Source organism: Anoxybacillus sp. P3H1B, from assembly GCF_001560855.1.
GTDB lineage: Bacteria > Bacillota > Bacilli > Bacillales > Anoxybacillaceae > Anoxybacteroides > Anoxybacteroides rupiense.
Genome location: NZ_LPUG01000011.1, coordinates 417,955 through 438,574, shown reverse-complemented (window position 1 = coordinate 438,574; position 20,620 = coordinate 417,955). Strand labels below are relative to the sequence as shown.

Below are 20,620 nucleotides of genomic sequence, written 5' to 3'. Positions count from 1 at the left end.
AAAGGGGAATCATCGTTACGAACCCCTTTATTTTGATTATACCCATGTAGTTAATAGAAAGTCATCTCCCCAAATTAGCGTAAGAACCAATTTTAAATCGTTATTGACAGTACTCTATTACTCAGCAACAAATTATCATTTTTATTCCAAAAAAGGAATTCAATAAAGAGGATTTTTATCTAATAATATCTCCTATTTTCTTATTTTCGGTCTATATATTGACTACTAGACATTATAGGCAGAAGAGAGACTCTTTTTATGTAATAGTTCAATGTAAATTACATCGGATATTTGTTCCAATGTTAGCCAAAAGATCGATCAAGATTCAATGAATAAATATGAAGATTATCTCTCCTCAATTATGGAGTAATTTTTTTATCAATTTTTGTGGGTGCCCTTTATCAATGATTAGATTGATTGCTTTTACCCACAATATAAAACCCCCTCAACACCTAGAGGGTCAAGGGGTTTTACGATTAATAAAGGGCCATGTATTGATCGCGTTCCCACGGATGGACTTGTGTGCGGAACATATCCCATTCAATTTCCTTCGCTTCGACGAAATGTTCAAATAAATGCTTTCCTAGCGCATGAATCATCACTTCATCGGATTTTAAATTTTGCAGTGCTTCAGCTAATGTTGACGGCAAATCAACGATTCCTTCTTCAAGGCGCTCCTCTTTTGTCATGACGTAAATATTGCGATCAACTGGATCTGGAGGAGTTAATTTGTTTTTAATTCCGTCTAAGCCAGCCGCAAGCAGCACAGCCATTGCTAAATATGGGTTAGCTGCAGGGTCGACACTGCGAACCTCAATCCGTGTGCTCATGCCGCGGGAAGCAGGGATGCGGATCAGCGGGCTGCGATTGCGCGCAGACCAAGCCACATAGCATGGCGCTTCATATCCAGGCACAAGACGTTTATAAGAATTCACCGTCGGATTTGTCACAGCTGTAAAATTCGGTGCATGCTTTAATACACCAGCGATAAACTGACGGGCAACCTCACTCAATTGTAAATCGCCATTTGGGTCAAAAAACGCATTCTCATTGTGTTTGAACAATGACAAGTTGCAATGCATTCCTGATCCGTTCACGCCAAAGAGCGGTTTTGGCATAAATGTCGCATGCAAGCCATGCTTGCGAGCCACTGTTTTCACCACAAGTTTAAATGTTTGAATATCGTCGCACGCCTTTACCGCGTTAGCATATTTAAAATCAATTTCATGTTGACCAGGTGCTACTTCATGGTGGGAGGCTTCGATTTCAAATCCCATTTCTTCAAGCTCAAGCACAATATCGCGGCGACAATTCTCCCCTAAGTCTGTCGGCGCCAAGTCAAAGTAGCCACCATTATCGTTTAATTCAAGTGTCGGATTTCCTTTGTCATCAAGCTTAAATAGGAAGAATTCTGGCTCGGGACCAAGGTTAAAAGCCGTAAAGCCTAACGCTTCCATTTCCTTTAACATGCGTTTTAAATTATAACGAGGGCATCCTTCAAACGGAGTACCATCTGGATTGTAAATATCACAAATGAAACGAGCCACTTTCCCTTTTTCTGCTGTCCATGGGAAAATCACAAATGTATCCAAGTCCGGATACAAATACATATCAGATTCCTCAATGCGAACAAATCCTTCAATGGACGAACCATCAAACATAATCTTGTTATCTAGCGCTTTTTGTAGCTGGCTAATTGGAATTTCTACGTTTTTGATGGTTCCTAATATATCCGTAAATTGCAAACGGATATACTTGACATTTTCCTCTTGGACAATGCGGATGATATCTTCTTTTGTATATTTCGCCATGCCAAATCCTCCCTATTATTCTTTATATAAAGCATAAAATAAACTAACTTAATGAAAAAAGCGGGCAATGTCGCCTTGGCGAAGCGATGCGCGATTAAAGCGTCCAGCTTGCATAAGCTCTGCTCTCAACATTTTTCGCAGTTCTTCATCTGACAATTGTTGCTTAACAACCTTTTCCACTTTCTCTCCCGCCGGCTCACGGTTCGCTTCAGACTGACGCGCTGCAAAAATCTGCTTGATTCCAGCCAGATTTACCCCTTGGTCAATCAAATCTTTTATTTCAAGAAGTCGGTCGATGTCATTAAAAGAAAAAAGACGCCGATTTCCTTCCGTTCTTGCAGGAGAAACAAGTCCATGTTCCTCATAATAGCGGATTTGACGAGCAGACAACTCTGTTAATTGCATGACAATGCCGATTGGAAACAACGGCATAGAACGTCGAATGTTGCTACTCATGTCAAACGCCTCCTTTAATCATATATTTTTATTTTATTACAATGTCAGGTAATATGTCAATACAATGTTATATTTTCTCACAAAGAAATCAAACCTTTTTCTATCAGGTGATCAAGTGCTGTACAAATCGCAATTTTTACGTGGGAGTACGTTAATCCTCCTTGTACATAGGCTACATATGGAGGACGAAGCGGACCATCTGCTGTCAGTTCAATACTTGCTCCTTGAACAAATGTTCCAGCTGCCATAATCACATCATCCTCATACCCAGGCATATAATTTGGATATGGCATAAAATGAGAATTGATCGGTGAGGCAAATTGAATAGCTTGGCAAAATGCAACCATTTTCTTTGGGTCATCAAACTGCACCGATTGAATAAGATCTGTACGCTTTGCATCCCATGCTGGATATGTATTCATGCCGACACGCTCAAGCATCGCAGCCGTAAATATCGCTCCCTTCAGTGCTTGCCCGACAATATGCGGCGCCAAGAAAAAGCCCTGATACATTTCCTGCAGGCTATAAAGAGAAGCGCCCGCTTCTGCACCAATACCAGGAGAGGTCATTCGGTAAGAGCACATTTCTATATATTCTTTTTTGCCGACAAGATATCCTCCCGTTTTCGCCAGCCCCCCTCCTGGATTTTTTATAAGAGAACCAGCAATAAGATCGGCGCCCACGTGGCAAGGCTCCCTTTCTTCGACGAATTCTCCGTAGCAATTATCAACAAATACAACTACATCTCGTTTTATCGATCTGACAAGACGGATCATTTCTTCAATCTCAGCAATCGTAAAGGAAGGACGAGGATCATACCCTTTTGAGCGCTGTATCCCAATCATCTTCGTACGCTCATGAATAGCGTTTTTCACAGCCTCAACATCTATTTTCCCCTCTGCGGTCAAAGGAACGCTTCGATAACGGATATGGAATTCTTTTAGCGATCCGCTGCCGTCTCCACGAATGCCGACAATTTCCTCAAGCGTATCATATGGCTTTCCCGTAATGTAGAGCAGCTCATCTCCAGGGCGAAGGATCCCAAATAACGCAATCGAGATAGCATGTGTTCCAGAAATAATGTGCGGCCGAACAAGCCCCGCTTCTCCGCCAAACACATCTGCATACACCTTTTCAAGTGTGTCGCGCCCGATATCATCGTATCCATATCCCGTTGTAGGAATAAAATGAGCGTCGCTGACTTGATGGCGCCGAAAGCTTTCGAGAACACGATACTGGTTATAATCGATTCGCTGCTCGATTTCTTTATGCATTGGAGCTATGCGCTCCTCTACTTCTTGAACAAGTACTGCAATTTCTTTGCCGTATTTTAAATGCTGAAACATAAAACAAACCCTTTCTATGCTGAATTTCTCAATGGTCTATGATATTCTTATCGCTTTTCCTATTTTGCGCCAAGGTCTGCGGAAAGCCCTTTGACCCGTGCCATTCGCCCATTGAAAGCCCCATTTGAAGCCAGTCGGCAAAGAGCACGAAAGCCATGCTTTTCCACCTAATTTCCCAATAAGAACGTTCGGAGACATTGCGGAAAAAGCGCACTGGGGCCAACCTGTCCGAAACTAGCCCCATTGCTCAATTCCGTATACATGCTAGAGTTGCGCAGTTTTAAGCTGTGGATACAGCGGGTGTTCTGGCAAAATAAACCCTTGGCATTCGTACATTTCTTTCTCCTCATGGTAATGCAATGTTTGTAAAATGGTTTCTGTCTTTAATTGGGCAAGCAATTTTCCATCACACGCCGACACTGACACATCATAAGGCTCCATTGCTTCAATCATTGCTGTTTCAATAAATTGACGAAGCTGTTGCAGATCGGTTTCATTTAAAGCACTAATAAAAATCGAATCTGTTCTCGAGCTTGGGATAAAATTCTTATCAGCAAGATCTCTCTTATTGTAAATCGTGACAATTGGAATAGCTGACACCTCAAGATCTTGTAGCAAATCGTAAACCGTCTGTTCATGCTGAACATAATCCAAATTTGAAGAATCAACGACATGCAAAATCAAATCAGCCTCTTTCACTTCTTCCAACGTCGATCGAAAAGCAGCCACAAGAGTTGTCGGCAAGTCTTGAATAAAACCGACCGTATCGGTCAATAACGCTGTATAGCCGCTTGGTAAGATGAATTTTCGTGTCAGAGGATCTAACGTAGCAAACAGTAAATTTTCTTCAAATGAATCAGCGTTGGTCAAACGGTTAAATAGCGTTGATTTTCCTGCATTAGTGTAGCCAACAAGCGCGATTTGAAATGTCCTGTTTTTCTTACGGCGTTCACGATAACGCACGCGATGTTCCACTACCCATTTTAGCTGATTTTTAATCTCATCAACGCGGCGACGGATATGACGACGGTCGGTTTCTAGCTTCGTTTCTCCCGGTCCCCTTGTGCCAATTCCGCCGCCTAGACGAGAAAGCTGTACACCCTGCCCGCTTAAACGCGGCAATAAATATTGCAACTGGGCAAGTTCGACTTGCAGCTTTCCTTCCTTCGAGCGAGCTCGCTGCGCGAATATGTCTAAAATCAACTGGGTACGGTCAATTACTCTTGCTTCCAACAGCTTAGAAAGATTCCGGGCTTGGCTTGGCGATAGCTCATCATTGAAAATAATTACATCTGGCTCAAGCTTCTCCACAAGTCGAGCAAGCTCCTCAACTTTTCCTTTTCCGATATATGTCGCTGGATGGACCGCTTCCCGCTTTTGTGAAAGCTGCAAGATCACCTCTCCGTGCGCTGTATGAACAAGCGAAGCAAGCTCCTCCATCGAATATGAAAACCGATCATCATCTTCATCGGCAAGCTGGCAACCAACAATGATGACTCTTTCTCGATCGCTTTTTTGAATCTCCTGCAATATGCTCCCCTCTTTCTGAGCAACGGCTGGTCATTACTTTTTCTTAGATCTTTTATGACGAACCATGCCGTCGCTTTTTTTAACTTATAAACTTGATCATGTTGTCTTTGGCTTTGCTGATTTTTCAGCCTTAAAACACTCTCATTATATTGTTTATATCCGTTCAAGCCAACTTTCACACAGCCCTTAGGCGATTTCGGCTGCTTATATTTCTACTATAATGTTTTGTCCCCCATCTACTCAAGAAATGACATGATGGCACCTTAAAGATGGAACGACGAATCCAGAAAAGAAAAGGCTCCATTGTTTTGGGCAACCAGAGGTACACTTTGACTTCCCCTTTGCTCCTCACGCGTGACAGAATCCTGATCATCCAAAAATGACGGAACTTCATATCCATACAAATATTAACACGTTAGGTTACATTTATATAGTCCTTTATCACTTGTTCATAAAAACGATGGAAACAGACTGGGAAAATCGGGACGTCAAATGGACATAGGGTGATTAGAAGCCGTTTATGGATATTGCTTCATTAGATATGACGAAGGATACAAATTCTCAGCGATAGAAATTTATCTTATGGTAGAATACCATATACAAGCTTTTTTCTTATGTTTTTGTCATGAAATCATATCTCATTCTCAAAATCCCCTTATAGGAAACGGCCAAAAAATGATGATTGATTTTCTTATCTATTCCGCCTAAAATGTTTACCGTAATACGATGAAGAAAGGGATTTGCCGTATGACCTGGGAAATATTGAGTATTATCGGTACGGTTGCTTTTGCCATTAGTGGCGCTATTGTCGCTATGGAAGAGGAGTATGACATTTTGGGCGTCTATATTCTCGGAATTGTGACTGCCTTTGGCGGTGGAGCGATTCGCAATTTGCTGATCGGTGTTCCTGTATCAGCACTATGGGATCAAGGCATGCTGTTTCATATAGCCCTCTTTGCTATGACCGTTATTTATCTGTTCCCGCAAAAAATGCTGCCCCACTGGCAAAGATGGGGGAATTTTTTTGATGCGCTCGGATTATCTGCATTTGCCATTCAAGGAGCTTTATATGCAGCCAAAATGGGGCATCCGCTGAGCGCTGTCATTGTAGCCGCTGTTTTAACAGGCAGTGGAGGCGGGATCATTAGGGATTTGCTAGCCGGGCGAAAACCGCTCGTGCTTCGTGCCGAAATTTATGCTGTTTGGGCTATTTTAGCGGGATTAGCCGTTGGAATTGGGGCAGCTCACTCTCCTATTCGATTATATATTCTCTTTATGATCGTTGCCGCCCTTCGTATTCTATCATATACATATAATTGGAAGCTGCCGAATAAATCATTAAAAGCAAAAGCATCATAAAAAGGGGATGGCCCAAAACACTAACGCGTTTTGGGCCATCCCCTTTATGCATTCCATCGCTCAATAATCGAAGCAGTGGCCATCCCATGTCCAATACAAATCGTCAACAAACCATATCTCTTCTGTCTGCGTTCAAGCTCATGAACAAGAGAGGTCATCAGTTTAACTCCAGTTGCGCCAAGCGGATGACCGAGGGCAATCGCTCCTCCATTGACATTTACCTTCGAAAGCGGGATGCCGATTTCCTTTTGCCATGCTAGCACAACAGGTGCAAACGCTTCATTAATCTCGACCAGATCCATATCATCAATGGTAAGACCCGCTTTTTGCAAGACTTTTTTCGTTGCTGGAATCACCCCATCCAGCATATATGTGGGATCAGAGCCAACAACGGTTTGCGCGATGATTCTTGCCTTCGGCACAATTCCGAGGCGGCAGGCGGTCCCTGCGTCCATTAATAGCGCAGCAGCTGCTCCATCACTCATTTGACTTGCATTTCCGGCTGTAATTTTTCCTTTTTGCTTGAATACCGGTTTCAATAAAGCCAGCGCCTCCAGCGATGTATCTTGCCGCGGCCCTTCATCTTTTATAACAACGATCTCGTTTCCTTCTTGGTCCCGCCCGTGCACAGGTACAATTTCTTGGGCAAATACCCCCTTTTCTTGTGCCTGAAGCGCCCGACGATGGCTCTCATATGCATAGGCATCAAGCTCCTCGCGTGTAAGCCCATATTTTTCAGCGATGAGCTCTGCAGAAATGCCTTGATGCACAAATTCATATTTTCCATGCAAGGATGGTGGAATGGTCTGGTCGTTTCCGTCGCTTAAAATCGGAACTTTTGTCATACTTTCCACTCCTGCAGCAATCGTAATCTCCATATCCCCTGAACGAATTTCTTGAGCAGCGAAATGAATGGCCTGCTGGCCCGATCCGCACATCCGGTTAATTTGTACAGCGGGCACTTCGACAGGAAAGCCTGCTTCCAGTGCAGCCAGCCGCCCGATATTATACCCCTGCTCACCAATAGGAGTCACACATCCCATAACAATATCCTCAACGAGAGGCTTGTCAATTCCCGCACGATCGACTACTTCAGCAAGCACCGCGGCGGCAAGATGAACAGGATGAACCTCACGAAATACTCCATTACGCTTGCCGACAGGCGTGCGCACTGCTTCGACAATTACCACTTCTCGCACAACATTTTCCCTTCTTTCATTCGTGATATGTGTAAAATCCCTTTCCTGTTTTTCTACCTAAATGACCTGCTTCAACAAGCTTTCGAAGTATTTGCGGCGGGCGAAAGCGATCTCCATATGCCTCTGTCATGTTTTCACTGACAAATAGCATGGTATCCAAGCCGACTAAGTCAGCAAGCTCGAGTGGTCCCATCGGATAATTTAGGCCGAGACAAATCGCTTTATCAATATGTTCTGCGGAAGCGACTCCCTCCTCATACATCCGGATGCATTCAATCATATGAGCAGCAATGGCTCGTGTAGTGACAAACCCCTGCCTGTCTTCCACTACTACCGTTTCTTTTCCAATCTCTTGAGACAATTGCTCAATGATTCGAATCGTTTTCTCAGATGTAGGGACTCCTTTCACGATTTCAATCAGCTTCATCACCGGCGCAGGATTGAACCAATGCATGCCGATTACCTGGCTCGGCCGTTGCGTGGCTGAAGCAATCGCCGTCACACTTAACTCAGAGGTATTCGTGGCCAACACGGCTTCCTGCTTCGCATAGCGATCCAGTTGTTTAAACACCTCTTTTTTTAGTGCTAGCTGCTCTGGAACCGCTTCGATCACCACATCCACATCCTTTATAGCCGTTTGTAGATTCGTGCCTGTCTGAATTCGATTCAGCACATCCTCCACCTGCTGCTCACTCCATTTACCAGACTTCACAAATCGCGCTAGACTTTTGCGAATCGAATCTCTTCCTTTCTCAAGAGCGGAGTCGGAAATATCGTATAAATATACAGTTTTCCCACCCATGGCCAGCGACTGAGCAATTCCGCTTCCCATTAAACCGGAGCCGATAACCGCAACGGATTGCAACATGCCCTTCCCTCCTAATTTGTATTGGTAAAATAACTACGCAGCTGCTCGCGCAATTTCGTTTTCAAAAATTTCCCGACACTTGTTTTGGGAATTTCATCGACAAACACGATTTCATCTGGAAGCCACCATTTAGCAAACTGCGGACGCAAAAAATCGTACAGTTCATCTTTTGTGACTGTTTTCCCTTCTTTGACAACCACGCAGGCAACCGGACGTTCCTGCCATTCTGGATGAGGCACGGCGACCACGGCTGCTTCAAATACGGCCTCATGGGCCATTAAGGCATTCTCTAAATCTACCGAAGAAATCCATTCCCCACCGCTTTTGATGACATCTTTCGTACGGTCGACAATCTTAATAAAGCCTTCTTCATCAACCGTTACGACATCTCCTGTATAAAGCCAGCCATCGCGAAACGATTCCTTGCTTCGTTCTTCATGATAATACTCGCTAGCAATCCACGGTCCACGCAAACATAGCTCCCCCATTTCTGTTCCGTTCCATGATACATCACCGTCCTTGCCAATCACCTTCATTTCGACTCCAGGAACGAGAAAGCCTTGCTTAGCCCGAATATCCAGTTTCTCATTTTTAGATAAATGCTGCTGATAGCTTTTGAGACGAGAAAGCACGACAAGCGGGCTTGTTTCTGTCATACCATATGCATGGACAAACGGAATCCCTCTTTCTTCAAAAGCGCGAATCAGACCTTTTGGAGCTGCCGCCCCTCCGCATAAAATACGCTTCACACTACTTAAATCATAGTCTTCTTTCTCCAACTCCTTTAGCAAGCCAAGCCACACCGTCGGCACTCCGGCAGCAAGAGTCACTTTTTCCACTTCCATCAGTTCCGCTAAAATTTTCGGAGTAAAGGCTGCACCAGGCATCACAAGCGTTGTTCCAAACCACACGGCAGCAAATGGAAGTCCCCACGCATTCACATGAAACATCGGCACCACCGGCATGGCTACATCGGTTTCGGATAAACCAGCGCTATCGGCAAGCCCCAGCGCCATACTATGCAGCACTGTCGCGCGATGCGAGTAAACAACCCCCTTCGGCCATCCCGTCGTTGCCGAGGTGTAACATATGCCCGAAGGACTATTTTCATCCATATTTTTAAGAAAGGCAAAATGAGCCTCTCCTTTTTGCAGCAGATTTTCATAATGATAGACAGGGGACAAAGACGTCTCTGGCACGCTGTCCTCTTCTGTCATCACAATAAAGGCTTGAACATTAGGAATCTCGTTTTTTATGTTTTCAATGACCGGAAGAAAATCTTCATCAATCAGCAGCACACGGTCATTTGCATGATTAATAATATAGGCAATATGCTCTGGAGACAGCCGAATGTTAATCGTATGCAGCACAGCTCCAATTCCCGGAATAGCGAAATACGCCTCCAAATGCCGATGATGATTCCAAGCAAGCGTACCGACGCGATCCCCTATTTCCACGCCTAGCTGTTTTAGAGCGCTTGCAAGCCTTCGCGTCCTTTCACCGATTTCTCTATAGGTATGGCGAACAATACCAGATTTCATCCGGGAAATAACCTGCTTTTTTGGAAAAAGTGCTTCCGCTCTCTCCAGCATCGTCGCGATATTTAATGGCACATTCATCATCGTTCATCACTCTCCTATTGAATAAATGAAATCCTGCTTGTGCTCATTGATTTTTGGTGCATGTGACCGCTTTTTGAGCAACTCGCGATCATAGCAAGTCGCCACTTCTATTCGATCCTCCTCTATATGAATCATTTTTCGATACCGTTCGCTCGAAAATAAGATTTTTGCTTCATCTGTTTCGAAAACAGGAGTAAGGCAACAATCAATCTGCATACTAAACTCCGCCCATTGCTCTAGTGTTTTCGATTGGAACAGCTGCTTGATCTCCCGAAAGATGACGTTATCATCATTCGCCGGAGAGATATGGTGCTCGCACCATTCAGGGTGACCTACAGCCGAACAGAAATTTTTCCAAAAGTTCGGTTCAAGGGCGGCTAACGACACGTATCTCCCATCTTTTGTTTCGTACAAATAATACGAAACAATGATACCTGCAAGCAGCTGAATGCCATTTTTGCTTTTCGTTTTGTGTTCCTGCACAAAATGGTTAGTCATCAATGAAAGTAGTCCGTCCACTAGCGAAAGATCGAGATATCTCCCTTTTCCTGTCCGCTCACGTGCATATAAAGCAGCTATCATTTGCTCAACAGCATGAAGGCTGCCAATGAAATCCGCCATCGTAATCGTCGGATGGACAGGGCGTCCTTGAGAATCCTTTAGCTGAGCTAATACACCGGTAAGCGCCATATAGTTCAAATCATGGCTTCCTAATAAAGAAGCAGGGCTATTCTGCCCATAGCCACTAATGGAGCAATAAATAATGGCAGGATTTATTTGGCTGATCTCATCGTAGCCCAAACCGAGTCTTTTCATAACGCCAGGGCGAAAGCTTTCAATGATCACGTCAGCCTCTTTTATTAACGATTTTGCAATCCGCACATCCTCCTCCAGCTTTAAATTGAGAGAAATGCTTTGCTTGCCGGCATTATTGGCTGCAAATATACATTCATCAGCCAGCTCGCGCATCTTATCGCCCGTTGGCGGTTCGATCTTCACTACTTCTGCTCCTAAATCGGCCAAGCGAAGGCTGGCAAATGGACCAGGAAGATAATGGGAAAAATCAATAACTTTTACTCCTTCTAGCAAATGATGTTCCTCCTTTTTCTATGAAAGGGTCAGATTTTTAGCAATGATCCTTTTCATCATTTCATTTGTTCCCGCGTAAATCGCACTGACTGGAATGTCACGATATCGCCGCGCAATCTCGTATTCTTCCATATAGCCATAGCCTCCATGCAGCTGCATTCCTTCTGCCGCTATTCGCTTGGCCATATCAGTAATCCACCATTTCGCCATCGAGACAGATGTGACCACATCCCTTCCGTCGATATGCTGTTCGATGACATGATCAAGAAAGGTCCGACCCAAAGCAATTTCGGTTGCCATCTCAGCCAGTCGAAACTGGATTGTTTGAAATTGACTGATCGCTCGTCCAAATGCCTTTCTGTTTTTAACATATTCTTTGGTCAGCTCAAACATTCTTTCCGCTGCCGTTTGCGCAGCAATCGCCACAATCAAGCGTTCCTGCTGCAGCTTTTCCATTAAGTAATAAAAACCGTGTCCTTCTTTGCCGAGCAAATTGGCTGCTGGAACTTTTGCATCGCTAAAAAAGAGCTCCGCTGTATCCTGTGCATGCAGTCCCACTTTCTCCAGTTTTCTGCCCCGGGTAAATCCAGGCGTACCTCGTTCCACAGCCAATAAGCTTATTCCTTTATAAGGCGGCACGGCTTGCGGATCGGTTTTGCAAACAACGATGACTAAGTCGGCATGAATGCCATTCGTGATAAACGTCTTCTGTCCATTGACAACATAGTAATCGCCATGTTTGATCGCCGTTGTTGAAATATCCGCTAAATCAGATCCTGCCCCCGGTTCGGTCATCGCAATGGCCGTAATCATTTCTCCTGTTAAGCACTTTGGCAACCATTTTTTCTTTTGTTCCTCTGTTCCATAAGATTCAATATATGGAATGACAATGTCATTATGCAGGCCAATCCCAATCAGACTTGATCCTATTTTTTCTAATTCTTCATTAATGACCACAGAATAACCGAAATCAGCGGATAAGCCGCCGTACTTCTCATCAATCCACGGACAAAGAAAACCGTTATCACCCATTTTCTCCCAAAAACCACGCGGAATGAGACCTTGTTTTTCCCAATCTAAGTAATAGGGCGCCGCTTCTTTTTCCAAAAATTTTCTAAAGGAGCTGCGAAAAATGCGATGCTCTTCACGCAAATAGCTTGCTGCCATCTTCTCATCTCCCTATGATTTTGCTGATTGGTTCATTTGTTCGCGAAGTAAAAATTTTTGGATTTTGCCGCTTGCATTTCTCGGCAGCGCATCAACAAAATAGTAGGCGCGCGGTCGTTTGTATGGAGCTAGCTGGTCGCTGTTTTTGCAAAATCGCTCAAGCTCCTCTGCTGTTAAATTGGGATCTTTTTTAACAATAAAAGCCACAACCTTTTCTCCCCACTTTTCATCCGGCTCCCCAAGCACAGCAACATCCAGCACCCCTTTATGCTCATAGAGCACATCCTCGACTTCGCGCGGGTAAACGTTTTCACCGCCGCTGATCACCATATCATCTACGCGATCTGCCACATATAAATATCCATCCTCATCCATATACCCTAAATCCCCCGAATGGTACCAGCCTTTATACATCGCTTTTTCTGTTGCTTCTTCGCGGTTGTAATAGCCCATCATCATGCACGGGCCTTTCACGATGATCTCGCCAACCTGCCTTGGAGACAGCACGTGATCGGGGTCGGACGGACCATCTTCTTTCGGCTGCACAATGCGAATTTCATGGTTTAAGCAAGCACGGCCAGCTGATCCAGCCCTCGTTAGTTGCTCATCCTCTAGCAAAAACGTTACGGCCGGTCCCATTTCTGTCATTCCATACGCTTGAATCAGATCAATTCCCAATCTTTCTTTGCACTCCTTCACAAGCACAGGAGCCATTGGGGCGGCACCATATAAGCCAATGCGAAAAGTGGATAAATGATAGGCGCTTATATTCTCCTGAAGAATCATGTTCCACATGGTCGGTGCAGCAAATAGAGAAGTAATCCGCTCTTTTTCAATGACCTCAAGCACTTGCTTTGGATCAAAATGATGAATAATGACATTCGTGGCTCCCGCATGCACGCGCGGCAAAAAGCAGCAATGTAATTCAGCGCAATGAAACATGGGAGCAGCAACAAGTCCCCGGTCGGTTTCACGAATGCGCATAATCGAGTTACAAATCAAGCTCTGCTCAACCATCTCGCGATGCCGGTGCATAACGCCTTTTGGTCTTCCCGTCGTTCCACTCGTATACATAATGGCGTAAAGATCATTTTCTGATACATCGCTGCGAGGAGGTTGTGATGAAGCAATATTCACTTGTTCCCAGTAATTCATCGCATAGGGTGGTGTATCGTTATCAATATAAAAGAAGGAAATATGAGGAAATTCATGGTGAATATGTGATATTTGCGGTTCTACGGCCTTTTCAAACAAAACAATTTTCGGAGCTGCATCCGCTAAAATGTAAGCGATTTCTTTCGGGCTCAAACGAAAATTGACCGGATTGAAGACGGCCCCAATTTGGGCGCATGCAAAAAATGCCGTTGCTAATTCGCTAGTGTTTAACAATATGGTGGAAACACGATCACCTTTTTTTACTCCCATACCTATGAAGGCATTAGCAAGACGGCTGACTTCGTCTGCCCATTGTTTGTACGTATAGCGAATTCCTCTTCTTATATCGACAAGCGCTTCTTTTTTTGGAAATTTCCTTACCGTTTGTAAAAATACTTCGCCAATCGTAATAGACATTCTTCTCCTCCTCTTTTATTAAAATATTAAGACAATTAATAATCTTATGTATTCTTTTTGTGCAATAAAACTCCTGCCTCTCTGCAAAAAAATAAGGAAGCTGCTGCTTCCGCTTGATTAAGAACCGATGATTAAATCACGATCACGAATCAACGTTAATTCTTTTTTGTCATAACGCCCTTCATATAATAAACGAACAGCTTGTTTGCGAATCGCCTTCTCAATTAAATTACGAATGTAGCGGCCATTGCTGAATTTTCGTTCCTTCTTTGTGTGAAGAAGCTCTTCAATATGATGATACAGCTTTCGTTCTGCTTCGAACGTAAATTCGTATTCTCTCTCTCGCAGCATTTGTTTGGCAATATGGATTAATTCGTCTACCGTGTAATCAGGAAACTCAATCATAAGTGGAAAGCGGGAAGGGAGACCGGGGTTCAAGGATAGAAAATAATCCATCTCCGCCGGATAACCAGCCAAAATGACGACTAAATCTTCACAATAATCCTCCATGCCTTTTACAAGCGTATCAATCGCTTCTTTTCCAAAATCCTTTTCTCCCCCGCGTGCCAACGAATACGCCTCATCAATAAATAAAATACCGCCTCGCGCCTTTTTAATTAAATCACGTGTTTTATTGGCTGTGTGCCCAATATACTCGCCGACTAAATCCGCTCGTTCTGCTTCGATAAAATGCCCTTTTGACAACACGTTCATTTCAAAAAATAATTTTCCTAACAGGCGAGCGACTGTTGTTTTTCCCGTTCCCGGATTGCCTTTAAAAATCATGTGAAGTGCCTGCTTATTCGATTTCAGTCCCTGATCTTTGCGCCTTTTGTTAATATATAGCCACGCATAAATTTCTTTGACAATTTTTTTGACATTTTCCAAGCCGATCAGTTGGTCAAGCTCTGTTTGGATGCTTCTTAATATCGCATGTTGCTCGTAATCAATTCCTTCGATGCGTTCCTCTTTCACTAAATGATTCGTATTTTTAGAGTTTAATACAATGTTAATTTGTCCTTTCGCCTTATTCATCGTTACTTCTGACAACGGTTGTCACCTCGCTTTATCCCTTTCGCTTGATGAATAGTAGTATTGTTTTTTCCAGTATACGTTTAGCGACATTTATTTGTGACAAATGCCTATCATCCGATGCACTTCTCCCTTTACCCCTCTATTTGCTCCATGATGCGGTCCCATTTCATTCGAATTTAACGTTTGCTCTCTTCATCGTTTATGTGGAATTCGTCTCTTTAGACAGCCAGGATGTCTAAACAAACCGTTTTCAGATTTACTCATAAGTCTCGTAAAACCGATCGTTGTTTATCCCCTGTCAAACATTCGCGCAATAAAGGAAAAATTCTGTTTCTCTGGCCGTTCAAAAATGCGTCACCTACCTTTCCAGAAGCTAACTGGTTCAATCTTTCATTTGTATTTATATTGTTTTCGTAAAAAATCAAATAAATGCTCACCAGCAGGCAAGCTTTCACTGCTCTAAAGGTGCAGAAGCATCGCCTTTTATCATGTGTAAACGAGCACTGCATTCCCATAGCTATTATAGTATATTCATCTCCCCGCCTTTTTACGAAACAAAATCGCCCGCATGTGTCGTGCGGGCGATTTTTTGTTGCTTGTTTATTGGATATCAAGCTGAACATTTTTTTCAGGTGCAAATGTAGAAATCGCATGCTTGTAAATGAGTTGCTGCTTCCCCTGCACCTCTAAAAGCACAGTGAAGTTGTCAAAGCCTCTCACCAAGCCGCGAAGTTGAAATCCATTCAATAAAAATACGGTTACCTGTGTGCCATCTTTGCGCAATTGATTTAAAAATTGGTCTTGAATGTTAATCGATGTTTTCATGAACTGGCCTCCTCTTTTTCTCTCTACCTATTTTTATATATTCGTCTTTTGTTGAAGCTTTCCTTCTATGTATCGCAAAATTTCATCGCGTTTCTCGGTAAATCGAGATAAATCTGTCATATCAAACCAGCGTACAGGCATCTTATTACGAAACCATGTGAGCTGACGCTTAGCATAGCGACGTGAATTTTGTTTGAGCTGTTCAACGGCTTCAGCAAATGAAAGCTCGCCATCTAAATATGCATAAATTTCTTTATAGCCAATAGCCTGAATCGATTGGCAGTTGCGCAAGCCGCGCTCATACAAGGCTTTAACCTCATCGAGCAGCCCTTGGGCCACCATTTGATCGACGCGTTCGTTAATGCGACGATATAATTGCTCCCTTTCCATTGTTAAACCAATAATCGCCGCTTGATAAAGAAGCTCATGGGTTTGCGTTTGCTGCCATTCCGCCATTGTTTTTCCGGTGCATCGATAAATTTCAAGCGCACGAATGACACGGCGCAGATTATGAGGGTGAATGCGTTCAGCGCTTTCTGGATCAATCCTCTTTAATTCTTCATATAACGCCTCCGCTCCTTTTTCCTTCGCCATACGCCGCAGATCCTCTCGATATGCTGGATCGGAAGGAGCGTCAGAAAAACGATAATCATAGATAACCGATTGAATATAAAGCCCGGTCCCGCCAACAATCATCGGCAATTTGCCTCTGTCAGTAATTTCTTGAATCAACGGTCGAACGAGCTGTTGAAATTCGGCGACAGAAAATGGCTCGGCTGGGTCTTTAATGTCTATTAAATGGTGCGGGATTCCGTCCATTTCTTGCTTAGTAATTTTAGCTGTGCCAATATCCATTCCTTTATAAATTTGCATCGAGTCACCGCTAATAATTTCTGCATTGAGCCGTTTAGCCAGTTCAATGCTCATTTTTGTTTTCCCCACAGCGGTTGGCCCGATTAACACAACAAGCTTCTCTCCCACGGACATCACTACCTTCTGTGTCATTATGCCACATTGTTTTATTATATCCAAGCGAAGGAAATTTTATCACGTTTTGCAGGAAGAAAAAAGAGTTTCATTGCTTCTTTTCACAAGACAAACGAAAATGAAAGGATGTGAGCTTCCTCTCCCGCCTTCACTCCGTTTAGAGATGGGAGACTTCTCGGTGGATGTGTTAACAATAGGGTCCTTATATAAACACTAAGCGTCGTTATTTCAAGATGAACAAAGGGATCTCGCCGCCATGCAAGATCCCATGCTGTACGCTATGATATTCTAAACTTTCGAATCATTTCCTGTAAATCTTCGGCCATCGTTGATAATGCTGTAGCAGAAGCAGAGATTTCCTGCATAGAAGCAAGCTGCTCCTCAGCGGCTGCAGACACTTCCTGTGTTCCCGAAGCCGATGTTTCGGCTAGCTTATTCATTTGCTGTATCGATTGGACAATTTGCTCCGCACCAGCAGACATTTGCTGAACAGATGCAGACACCTCTTGAATATTGCCCGCTACCTCCTGCACGGCATCTTTGATTTGTTTGAACGATAGCCCAGCGGCCCGAATCACATCGATTCCATTGCCCGTTTCTGCTGTTGCTTTTTCCATTGACTGGACAGCAGCATTTGTTTCTTGTTGAATTCCCGCAATCAATGCTGAAATCTGCTGGGCAGATTGTGCCGATTGTTCTGCAAGCTTTCGAACCTCGTCAGCCACTACAGCAAAACCGCGCCCTTGTTCTCCTGCTCTTGCTGCTTCAATCGCTGCATTGAGCGCTAACAAATTCGTTTGTTCAGCAATTCCGGTAATCACTTCAATAATTTGGCCGATCTGCGTTGAACGTTCCCCTAATCCTTTAATGACATTAGCTAAACTCGTTACCGTTTCATTTATCGAATTCATTTGCTCAACAGCCGTTCGAACTGTGTCACTGCCTTCCAATGCCCGCTGAGAGGCATCTCCGGCAATTTCGGCTACATTTTGCGCGCGCTGTGCTACATGATGAATGCCATTGGACATTTCTTGAACGGTTTCAAGTGTTTCTTCAACACCTTGCACTTGTTTTTCCGCACCTAATGCCACCTCTTGCATCGTTGCCGTAATTTGCTCAGTCGCTTTGCTCGTTTGCTCCGCGCTTGCTGTTAGTTGTTCCGATGATGCGGCTACCTGTTCAGCATTGCTCGCTACTTGCTGAATCACCTCTCGTAGATTTCCCGCCATTTCGTTAAAAGAGGCGGCTAATTCACCAATTTCATCTTTATTTTTCACGAGAATTTTATCCCCTGCAAGATCTCCCGAAGCGATTCGCTTTGCCGCCTGCGATAGCGCAGTAACAGGGCGTGAAATCATCTGGCTAATAGAAAAGGCTACCCCAACACTAACAAGCACAGCAATCGCTCCATAAATCATCATCCACATTTGCGCAGAATCCGATTTTGCAGAAGTGGAACGGCTAGCTTGATCTAATAAGCGCCGCTCGAATTGAACCAATTTTTCCGCCGCTTCATCAAACTGCTGGGAAAGCTCTCTGCCTTTTGTGGCAACTAACTCTGTATACTGCTCGACATCATTTTGTTGCTTGAGCTGTATTAGCTGTTTGCCGAATTGATAGTAGTCTTCCTCCAGTTGATTTAGCTGTGACAGCAGCTCCTTCGCTTCCGCTTGAGTGATCAGTTTAGCTACGTCGCTGCTTAGTTCGCCATACTCTTCATGCGCTTTTTCAAAATTTGTGGAAGATGTGCTATCTCCGGTAATTAAATAGCCGCGTGCGCTCGTTTGCTCTTTCTTTGCCGCGATCTCCATTTGCTGAACGAGCGATAAAGCTTGCACTTTTTCATTCAATAGATTCGTATACGTTTGATCAATGCCTCTCAATTCATAATAGGCAATTCCAACAATGATGGCTAAAATGGCCAACACGGCTGTAAAGCCAGCAAACAATTTTTTTCTAACGGTCATTTTCAATGATAAAAGCCCCCTTTTTCTCCATCCGCTTTACCACTATAACAAATGATGGAAAAACGATGGTTCCTCTGTCATACTCACTTTTTCTATCGGATTCTATGAGCAGAAGTTTTATATGAATCTACACCATTTTTCCTTCTTTTATTTCATTGAACGGCTCATGCTGCACTTCTTCCCGTATGAAAAAGGAGGTAAGAAGGGCAACAATACTACCGGCAAAACCGAATAAAAACAGATCATGAATCCCTGTCATAAAATGAGCAGCTTTCGTTAATAGCGCTCCCATCACCGTTACCCCAATAGCTGTTCCGATATTACGGCAAAACATAAAAAATGAAGTCGCAATTCCTTTTTCATGCGCATCCGCCAGCTGTTGGGAACCAATCACCCCGACTGTTGTCATAAGACCAAAGGACAGTCCTTGAATAAACATAGCGAAAAATACATAAAAAAAGCCATGCTGTTCATTCAACAGCGCAAGTAGTCCTCCGCTTGCCACAAGCAAAATATTGCCAATAATAAGCAGACGACGATAACCATATCGTAAAATCCATTTTCCTGCCGGAACAGCTGCCAGCATCCAGCCAATGGATGTCCCGAGCAATGCTACACCGCTCATAAAAACGGTTTGATGAGCTATTTGCTGCAAAAATAATGGAATATAGCTTGATGTTCCAAATAGAGCGACACAGCTGATAAAGCCATTAATATTCATCCATTTTAATGTTTGATGGCGAACTAATGTTAATGGAACGAGCGGTGAAGTTTGCTTCTTCTCATACCAATAAAAAACAATAAGCAATAATACCCCTCCAGCAGCATACAAAAACTGCCCGCTGTTCACAACTGTCACAAGTAAAAGGGAGCTGATCGCCAGCGCAAATAAAACCGCACCGATATAATCGACAGCCGCTTTCTTCGGTTCATATACTTCTTTATATGGGATCAACGTCAATAATGAAAGCAAAGAAACAGGAATATTGACATAAAAGATCCAACGCCATGACAAATACTCCACAAATAAGGAGCCAAGCAGCGGTGCAAGTACAGCGGAAATTCCCCACATGGCTGTAAAAAACGCTTGAATTTTCCCTCGTTTTTCGACTGGAAACAAATCTCCGGCAATAATGGCTGGAAACGGCATCATAAATCCTGCGCCAATTCCTTGAATAGCACGAAATAGAACAAGCTGAATCATATTCTGCGACATTCCGCACAAAAGTGATCCGGCAAGAAAAAGAACAATTCCAAAGCTAAACACTTTCTTTCTACCAAAAATATCTGACAGCCTTCCTGCTATAGGAGAAAGAACCGTCGTTGTAATCATATAAGAGGCAAATGACCACGCATAAAGTGAAAAGCCGCCAAGTTCTTTAGAAATAATCGGCATCGTTGTATTCATAATCGTCGTGTCCATAGATGCTACTAGCATAGCTAAAACGATGCTAATCATTACAGATGTCCTACTACTCATGTATATCCCCCTTTTTTAAATACTCATGCCATCTATCTATATACAAGAAGATTGAACGTATAGCTGATTAGCAAGAATCAGCGATCTTTTTCGACTGTCGAAATCAAACAGCCCCTTCATTGAAGACACGAAATTGTGGACACGCCAAGTTGCCTCTATATCCTGCCATTCCCTGAATCTAGCATGTCATCGCCCCTCCTCTTTTTGAATGAGAAGCGAATGCGCTCGTATACTGACGCTCCCCCCCCTTTTTCTTCTTAAAAATTCATCATTCCTCTGTTCACTACGCACTTTTTCGCTGCAGCCG

Annotated in this window: 17 protein-coding genes; 1 reads left to right on the top strand and 16 read right to left on the bottom strand. The window is 43.6% G+C overall.

Going from position 1 to position 20,620, the window contains the following annotated elements:
- Positions 1 to 476: 476 nt before the first annotated feature.
- The 5 genes from glnA to hflX form a co-directional block, all read right to left on the bottom strand.
- Positions 477 to 1,811, bottom strand: coding sequence for a type I glutamate--ammonia ligase (glnA, locus tag AT864_RS06270; protein WP_066147395.1), 1,335 nt, complete (start codon positions 1,809 to 1,811; stop codon positions 477 to 479).
- 48 nt (positions 1,812 to 1,859) lie between these two features.
- Positions 1,860 to 2,267: a MerR family transcriptional regulator gene (locus AT864_RS06265; RefSeq protein ID WP_044745291.1), complete on the bottom strand. Its 408-nt coding sequence runs from the start codon at positions 2,265 to 2,267 to the stop codon at positions 1,860 to 1,862.
- Positions 2,268 to 2,344: 77 nt separating this feature from the next.
- Positions 2,345 to 3,613, bottom strand: a complete 1,269-nt coding sequence (locus AT864_RS06260; protein ID WP_044745292.1) for a methionine gamma-lyase family protein — start codon at positions 3,611 to 3,613, stop codon at positions 2,345 to 2,347.
- Between the two features lie 28 nt (positions 3,614 to 3,641).
- Entirely contained in the window at positions 3,642 to 3,770 is a 129-nt protein-coding gene (locus tag AT864_RS18490; RefSeq protein ID WP_255357495.1) for a hypothetical protein, read from the bottom strand.
- 107 nt (positions 3,771 to 3,877) lie between these two features.
- Positions 3,878 to 5,143, bottom strand: a complete 1,266-nt coding sequence (gene hflX, locus AT864_RS06255) for a GTPase HflX (protein ID WP_369815496.1) — start codon at positions 5,141 to 5,143, stop codon at positions 3,878 to 3,880.
- Positions 5,144 to 5,890: 747 nt separating this feature from the next.
- Here hflX and AT864_RS06250 point away from each other — a divergent pair.
- Complete coding sequence (locus AT864_RS06250) at positions 5,891 to 6,502, top strand: trimeric intracellular cation channel family protein (RefSeq protein WP_044745293.1); 612 nt, start codon at positions 5,891 to 5,893, stop codon at positions 6,500 to 6,502.
- Between the two features lie 44 nt (positions 6,503 to 6,546).
- Here AT864_RS06250 and AT864_RS06245 read toward each other — a convergent pair whose 3' ends face one another.
- From AT864_RS06245 to AT864_RS06195, 11 genes are all read right to left on the bottom strand, one after another.
- Complete coding sequence (locus AT864_RS06245) at positions 6,547 to 7,701, bottom strand: thiolase family protein (RefSeq protein ID WP_044745294.1); 1,155 nt, start codon at positions 7,699 to 7,701, stop codon at positions 6,547 to 6,549.
- Positions 7,702 to 7,717: 16 nt separating this feature from the next.
- Positions 7,718 to 8,569 (bottom strand): 3-hydroxyacyl-CoA dehydrogenase family protein, encoded by an 852-nt coding sequence (locus AT864_RS06240; RefSeq protein WP_066147394.1) that lies wholly within the window; start codon positions 8,567 to 8,569, stop codon positions 7,718 to 7,720.
- An 11-nt stretch (positions 8,570 to 8,580) separates the two neighbouring features.
- A complete protein-coding gene (locus tag AT864_RS06235) occupies positions 8,581 to 10,191 on the bottom strand; it encodes a long-chain fatty acid--CoA ligase (protein ID WP_066147392.1) in 1,611 nt (536 codons plus the stop codon).
- Between the two features lie 6 nt (positions 10,192 to 10,197).
- Positions 10,198 to 11,280: a CaiB/BaiF CoA-transferase family protein gene (locus AT864_RS06230; RefSeq protein ID WP_044745297.1), complete on the bottom strand. Its 1,083-nt coding sequence runs from the start codon at positions 11,278 to 11,280 to the stop codon at positions 10,198 to 10,200.
- 18 nt (positions 11,281 to 11,298) lie between these two features.
- Entirely contained in the window at positions 11,299 to 12,447 is a 1,149-nt protein-coding gene (locus tag AT864_RS06225; protein ID WP_066147390.1) for an acyl-CoA dehydrogenase family protein, read from the bottom strand.
- A gap of 12 nt (positions 12,448 to 12,459) precedes the next feature.
- On the bottom strand, positions 12,460 to 14,019 hold the full coding sequence (locus AT864_RS06220; protein ID WP_066147389.1) for a fatty acid--CoA ligase: 1,560 nt from the start codon (positions 14,017 to 14,019) through the stop codon (positions 12,460 to 12,462).
- Positions 14,020 to 14,136: 117 nt separating this feature from the next.
- On the bottom strand, positions 14,137 to 15,069 hold the full coding sequence (gene spoVK / locus AT864_RS06215) for a stage V sporulation protein K (protein ID WP_066147386.1): 933 nt from the start codon (positions 15,067 to 15,069) through the stop codon (positions 14,137 to 14,139).
- A gap of 585 nt (positions 15,070 to 15,654) precedes the next feature.
- The gene (gene hfq, locus AT864_RS06210; protein ID WP_044745301.1) at positions 15,655 to 15,879 is read right to left on the bottom strand and encodes an RNA chaperone Hfq; all 225 of its coding nucleotides are present in this window, start codon (positions 15,877 to 15,879) and stop codon (positions 15,655 to 15,657) included.
- Positions 15,880 to 15,912: 33 nt separating this feature from the next.
- Positions 15,913 to 16,860, bottom strand: coding sequence for a tRNA (adenosine(37)-N6)-dimethylallyltransferase MiaA (miaA, locus tag AT864_RS06205; RefSeq protein ID WP_066147724.1), 948 nt, complete (start codon positions 16,858 to 16,860; stop codon positions 15,913 to 15,915).
- Between the two features lie 284 nt (positions 16,861 to 17,144).
- Complete coding sequence (locus tag AT864_RS06200; protein WP_197431002.1) at positions 17,145 to 18,833, bottom strand: methyl-accepting chemotaxis protein; 1,689 nt, start codon at positions 18,831 to 18,833, stop codon at positions 17,145 to 17,147.
- 127 nt (positions 18,834 to 18,960) lie between these two features.
- A complete protein-coding gene (locus tag AT864_RS06195; protein ID WP_066147381.1) occupies positions 18,961 to 20,313 on the bottom strand; it encodes an MDR family MFS transporter in 1,353 nt (450 codons plus the stop codon).
- Positions 20,314 to 20,620 lie beyond the last annotated feature (307 nt).

Coding starts and splice junctions, on each gene's coding strand:
- glnA (WP_066147395.1), bottom strand. CDS start 1,811: ATGGCGAAATATACAAAAGAAGATATCATCCGCATTGTCCAAGAGGAA.
- AT864_RS06265 (WP_044745291.1), bottom strand. CDS start 2,267: ATGAGTAGCAACATTCGACGTTCTATGCCGTTGTTTCCAATCGGCATT.
- AT864_RS06260 (WP_044745292.1), bottom strand. CDS start 3,613: ATGTTTCAGCATTTAAAATACGGCAAAGAAATTGCAGTACTTGTTCAA.
- AT864_RS18490 (WP_255357495.1), bottom strand. CDS start 3,770: ATGGCTTTCGTGCTCTTTGCCGACTGGCTTCAAATGGGGCTTTCAATG.
- AT864_RS06250 (WP_044745293.1), top strand. CDS start 5,891: ATGACCTGGGAAATATTGAGTATTATCGGTACGGTTGCTTTTGCCATT.
- AT864_RS06240 (WP_066147394.1), bottom strand. CDS start 8,569: ATGTTGCAATCCGTTGCGGTTATCGGCTCCGGTTTAATGGGAAGCGGA.
- AT864_RS06235 (WP_066147392.1), bottom strand. CDS start 10,191: ATGATGAATGTGCCATTAAATATCGCGACGATGCTGGAGAGAGCGGAA.
- AT864_RS06225 (WP_066147390.1), bottom strand. CDS start 12,447: ATGGCAGCAAGCTATTTGCGTGAAGAGCATCGCATTTTTCGCAGCTCC.
- AT864_RS06220 (WP_066147389.1), bottom strand. CDS start 14,019: ATGTCTATTACGATTGGCGAAGTATTTTTACAAACGGTAAGGAAATTT.
- hfq (WP_044745301.1), bottom strand. CDS start 15,879: ATGAAAACATCGATTAACATTCAAGACCAATTTTTAAATCAATTGCGC.
- AT864_RS06200 (WP_197431002.1), bottom strand. CDS start 18,833: ATGACCGTTAGAAAAAAATTGTTTGCTGGCTTTACAGCCGTGTTGGCC.
- AT864_RS06195 (WP_066147381.1), bottom strand. CDS start 20,313: ATGAGTAGTAGGACATCTGTAATGATTAGCATCGTTTTAGCTATGCTA.